The sequence below is a fragment of the Pseudomonas sp. FW305-20 genome, assembly GCF_058788075.1.
This window is the reverse complement of record NZ_JBYTAJ010000073.1, coordinates 1-1,185: the sequence shown is the minus strand read 5'-3', so window position 1 is coordinate 1,185 and position 1,185 is coordinate 1. Positions and strand designations below refer to the sequence as shown.

Annotated in this window: 1 protein-coding gene; it reads left to right on the top strand. The window is 54.8% G+C overall.

Annotation, left to right across the window (positions count from 1 at the left end):
* Positions 1-205 precede the first annotated feature (205 nt).
* The gene (locus tag AC3WP4_RS28475; RefSeq protein ID WP_074871984.1) at positions 206-1,153 is read left to right on the top strand and encodes an IS110 family RNA-guided transposase; all 948 of its coding nucleotides are present in this window, start codon (positions 206-208) and stop codon (positions 1,151-1,153) included.
* The last annotated feature ends 32 nt before the right edge of the window (positions 1,154-1,185 follow it).

The window sequence follows — 1,185 nt, the reverse complement described above, 5'->3', positions numbered from 1 at the left end:
CTTGTATGGTAGGACTTGAAGGGAGGAGGAGGGACAAGGCTCGATTCTGACTGTTGACGCAGTACAGACCGTGGGAGATTTCGCCCCTCCTCCTTTCACCCAAGCGCCGATAAAGAATGCATCTGGCTAGACCGACGATAGGAACAAGCCTGCGCCTCTGGGTGAGCCCTTCAAGTGCTTAAAACCATATCCCGGAGGAAATCCAATGGCAATGCCGGTTTCTGTCACAAAGCCGATCGTAGGTGTGGATGTCGCCAAGAATGAACTGGTGATTTATCAGTCTGATGGGGATTTGCTTGAAGAGATTCCCAACACCAAAACATCCATCAAACAGTGGCTGAAGGCGTTGTCGGGGACGGTGGCTATTGCCATTGAGGCGACCAACATTTACCACCTGGACTTCGCTGATCTGGCCTATGAGGCCGGTTGCACGATTTACATGGTGGGAGGCTATGAGCTCAAACATTATCGCGAAGGCGTGAAGATCCGCGCCAAAACCGACGCACTGGATGCCAAGCTACTGGCTCGTTACCTGAAGAACGAAGCCGAGGAGTTGCGTCCTTGGACCCCGCCCTCACCGCTGTACCGCCAGCTCCTGAGCCTTTTCCGCCGTCGCGCAGCCTTGGTCCAGGCCAGGGTCGGCCTGGTGCAGAGCTGGTCGAATGAGCCGCTGCTTAAGGCGGCTTTTGCCGAGCAAGTGAAGTCCATGCAGCAGCTTGAGACGCTGATCGAAAAGACGATCAACGATCAGCTCAAAGAAGCCGGTTTGCTCGGTCAATTGAAGCGCTGCCTGAAAGTTGAGGGTATTGGATTTTTGACTGGGGCCCGCTTGATAACTGCATTTCAGCGAGGAGATTTTAGAAACGCGGATGCCTTTATCGCCTTCCTGGGCATGGATTTACGGGTGGCGAAATCAGGACAGAAGGACGCTCGCCGCAGTTTGACCAAGCGCGGCGACCCCGAGGCCCGCCGACTTCTGCACAATGCAGCGATGTCGGCTAGCCGTACGAAAGCCTGGAAAGGGTATTACGAAGAACAAAGAACGCGGGGTTTCAGCACCACTCAGGCGCTGGTGATGCTGGCTCGCAAGCTTGCTCGGGTGGTATTCGCCTTGCTGAAAGGGCAAAGCGAATATCAACCAAAAGCCAGTTGAGGGCTTTCCCTCAACCATAGAATCTCCCACAG